The organism is uncultured Microbacterium sp. (assembly GCF_913776565.1).
Lineage (GTDB): Bacteria > Actinomycetota > Actinomycetes > Actinomycetales > Microbacteriaceae > Microbacterium.
In genome coordinates, this window is the sequence record NZ_CAJYPF010000218.1 from 1 (window position 1) to 3,238 (window position 3,238).

General features: G+C 70.8%; 6 protein-coding genes and 1 pseudogene. 3 read left to right on the forward strand and 4 right to left on the reverse strand.

What is annotated here, in order from left to right; genetic code table 11:
• Nucleotides 1–206 (forward strand): hypothetical protein (locus QZ433_RS12270; protein ID WP_295783870.1); only part of this gene is annotated, 206 nt, incomplete at its 5' end.
• A 6-nt stretch (nt 207–212) separates the two neighbouring features.
• On the opposite strand, the gene QZ433_RS12275 is transcribed toward QZ433_RS12270, so the two are convergent.
• The 3 genes from QZ433_RS12275 to QZ433_RS12285 all read right to left on the reverse strand — a co-directional run bounded on the left by QZ433_RS12275 (nt 213) and on the right by QZ433_RS12285 (nt 1,316).
• Nucleotides 213–431 carry a three-helix bundle dimerization domain-containing protein gene (locus QZ433_RS12275; protein ID WP_295783875.1) on the reverse strand — a complete coding sequence of 73 codons (219 nt, stop codon included), beginning with the start codon at nt 429–431 and terminating at the stop codon, nt 213–215.
• Between the two features lie 8 nt (nt 432–439).
• On the reverse strand, nt 440–964 hold the full coding sequence (locus tag QZ433_RS12280) for a YbhB/YbcL family Raf kinase inhibitor-like protein (RefSeq protein ID WP_295783878.1): 525 nt from the start codon (nt 962–964) through the stop codon (nt 440–442).
• A gap of 70 nt (nt 965–1,034) precedes the next feature.
• Nucleotides 1,035–1,316 (reverse strand): hypothetical protein, encoded by a 282-nt coding sequence (locus tag QZ433_RS12285; RefSeq protein ID WP_295783881.1) that lies wholly within the window; start codon nt 1,314–1,316, stop codon nt 1,035–1,037.
• 249 nt (nt 1,317–1,565) lie between these two features.
• Here QZ433_RS12285 and QZ433_RS12290 point away from each other — a divergent pair, with 249 nt between their 5' ends.
• The gene (locus QZ433_RS12290) at nt 1,566–2,633 is read left to right on the forward strand and encodes a PIG-L family deacetylase (protein WP_295783883.1); all 1,068 of its coding nucleotides are present in this window, start codon (nt 1,566–1,568) and stop codon (nt 2,631–2,633) included.
• Between the two features lie 115 nt (nt 2,634–2,748).
• On the opposite strand, the pseudogene QZ433_RS12295 reads toward QZ433_RS12290, so the two are convergent.
• A pseudogene (locus tag QZ433_RS12295) lies at nt 2,749–3,045 on the reverse strand (Ohr family peroxiredoxin); the annotation flags it as partial.
• On the opposite strand from QZ433_RS12295, the gene QZ433_RS12300 reads away from it, so the two are divergent.
• A partial coding sequence (locus QZ433_RS12300) for an OsmC family protein (protein ID WP_295783886.1) occupies nt 2,995–3,238 on the forward strand: 244 nt, incomplete at its 3' end. The pseudogene QZ433_RS12295 and the gene QZ433_RS12300 overlap by 51 nt on opposite strands.

A 3,238-nucleotide genomic window follows, 5' to 3' on the forward strand; every position in this document is an offset into this window, starting at 1 on the left:
ATTTCGTGGGCTACCCCTCCGCCGACCTGCCGCGCAACATCAGTGGATCGGTGCTCGACGCGAAGGTCGACACCTACCGCATCTACACGCAGCAGGACGAGGTCATCCGGTGCGCGGACCGCTCCGCATGCCTCAAGACCCGAAGGTTCGGGGAGTGGCTGCAGCGGTCCTACCCTAAGACCGAGGCCGAGTTGCAGCTCGGTTAAGCGGCCCTACTGCCCCTCGAGGGTCTCGGCGACCGCGGCGCGGGCATCGCGTTCGGCGATGATCTCGATGAAGTCCTTGACGGGGGCGTCGGCGTATTTGTCGACGGCGGCCACCGCCTCGTCGTGGACGATCTCGTCGGGTGCGGCGGGGAAGCGCGCCTGGACGCGTTCCTCGACCTCGGCCACGGTCTCGGCCTTGTCGAAATCCTCGTCGTTCCTGGTCATGGCCGGCCTCAGTGCTGGTAGGTGCCGTGCAGGATCGCGCGGCCGAGCGTCTTGAAGGCGAGGTTGAACGACACGACCGCGGGTGACGCGTCCGCATCGACGCCGAGGGTGTCCTCGGACACGGCGTGCACCACGAAGAAGTAGCGGTGGGGCTGGTCGCCCTGCGGGGGTGCGGCGCCCATGAAGCCGGCTTCTCCGCCGTCGTTGCGCACGTGGAAGGCGCCGTCGGGCAGGGCGGCCTCCGCCGCTCCCGCGGGCAGCTCGTGCACGTCGGCGGGCAGGTCGACGAGGACCCAGTGCCAGAATCCACTCGGCGTCGGGGCATCGGGATCGAATGCCGTCACGACGAAGGATTTCGTGCCTTCGGGTGCGCCGGACCAGCGCAGGTGGGGAGACGTGTTGCCCTTGTCGGCGACCTGATCGTCCTTCAGGGGTTGTCCGTCGGAGACGTCGTCGCTGGTGACGTCGAACGACGCGGCGGCGGGCAGCAGCGGATAGGGGTCGGGGGTCTGGGGACGCGTGAGATCGGCCATGGGGGCGAACCTAATGCGGCTCCCCGATGCGGCCGGAGGGCTTGCATCACCCGCGGACGGCGGTTAGCGCTCAGCGGGGGAGGGCGAGCAGCGAGCGCGCGACGTCATGGCACCCGTCCGGGGAGGGGAGCCCGTAGTCGATCTCGACCACGCCGCGCAGCTCCGCGGCCAGGTCGTCGACGGAGGGCCGGACGTCGAGCGCCTCGAGGATCGGGAGGATCAGATCGTCGTACTCGTCGTCGGGCCACCCCCGACCGATGAGGTGCACGCCGATGGGATCCCACTCATTGAGGACCGCACGGACGCGGAGGGCTACGGGCGACAGCGACCGCGGCGGTGAGGACGTCTGCATAGAGCGAGTGTCGACGCCCTCCTTAGGTGCGCGCTGAGGATCGTCGATGCGTTCGGTGCGGGCTGTCGGGGCCTGCAATTCACCCGTCGGATGATGGATCGCCGCGATCGGCTCACACCGCCGCGTGGCGGTGGCGCCGCGGGGTTGCGTGTCCGGGATGCCGCCTCGGACGCGATAGCGTCGGAAGGCGCCCACGGGCGTGGAATCCGATATCCGTCGCCGGGGGGCGCATGACAGGACGGAGTCGCCGTGAGTGACATCGACGAGCCTTCGACCGGGGAGCCCTCCCCGCCCGAGGGGGCGCCCGCGCGCTCCGGGCTCAGTCGCCGAGCATTGATCTTCGGCGGGATCGCCGTCGGCGGGCTCGCCGCTCTGGGCGGGGGCGCCCTCGTGTATCGCGAGATCCGACGCTCCGCCGGCCCCGAGGGGACGTGGGTCAAGCTGAGCCCGATCGTCCCCGTGCCCGACGCCGTTCCGCGCGACCGGTCGCCCGCCTTCGAGCAGCCGGGAACCGACACGACCGTCGCCGTGTGGGCGCACGCCGACGACGACATCATCTTCGCCAACCCCCACTTGGGCACGGTCATCGCCTCGGGGGCGACGTTGCGGACGATCTTCGTGACCGCGGGTGACGCGGGTCGCGGGCTGGCGTATGCCCAGCAGCGCGAAGCCGGCATCCGCGCAGCGTACGACACCATGCGAGGCAGCACCGCCCCCTGGGAGACGCGTGAGATCACGCTGTTGAGCGGCGCGCGCGTGACGCGCTTCGTGCCGAGCGACGATCCGCGCCTGTCGGTCACGGTGCTGCGCCTACCCGACGGCAACCTCAGCGCCAAGGGTTTTCCCAGCACCGGAGAGGCCGGGCTGACCCAGCTCATCAACGGCATCGTCCCGGCGCTCAAGCCGATCGACGACGGACCGACCCTCGACACGGGCCGTCTGTCCGACACGATCGCCGAGCTCATCCACGCCGGAGAGCCCGATCGCATCACCACGAACGTCCCGCACGAGAGCGCTTTCGCCCGCGGTGACCACCCCGATCACTCCTGTGTCGGTTCGCTGGTGCGGGCCGTCGCCCCGTCGGTGGGGGTTTCGGTGGATGCCGTCTCCTACTACATCGGCTATCCCTCGCAGCACGAGCCGGCGAACGTCTTCGGCGCGGAGCTCGAGGGCAAGGTCGATGTCTACGAGACCTACGCCGCGCACGATCCGGTCGTGACGTGCGACGGGCCGGCGGCGTGCTTGGCGCAGCCCGGCTTCGGCCAGTGGCTGCGGCGGTCCTACGCCAAGAAGGATGCCGAGTTGCGTCTGGCGTGAAGGCGGATACGACGACGCCGCCCGCGCGAGGCGAGCGGCGTCGGTTCCTGCGCGAGCAGGCCGGGACGGGGCGCGATTCGTGGGGCTCAGCGCCCCGCCCCGGGGTCGGGGGAGGTCAGTCCTCCGAGACCGTGACGGTGACCTCGATGTTGCCGCGAGTCGCGTTCGAGTACGGGCACACCTGGTGGGCCTCGTCGGCGAGCTGCTGGGCGAGCTCCGGCTCGACGCCGGGGAGCACGACCTCGAGGAGCACGGCGAGCTGATAGCCGCCCTGGCCGTTCGGGCCGATCTGCACGCGCCCGCCGACCGAGGAGTCTTCGAGCTTCACCTTGTGGCCGCGTGCGACGGCGTGGAGCGCGCTGTGGAAGCACGCCGCGTAGCCGGCGGCGAACAGCTGCTCGGGGTTGGCGCCGGCTCGTACATCGACCTCGAGGTCGCACCCCCCGCCGAGATGGGCGGCTCGGGCGCCGGCACCAACCCCGAGCAGTTGTTCGCCGCCGGGTACGCGGCGTGCTTCCACGGCGCCCTGCACGCGGTCGCGCGCGGCCACAAGGTGAAGCTGGAGGACTCCTCGGTCGGTGGGCGCGTGCAGATCGGCCCGAACG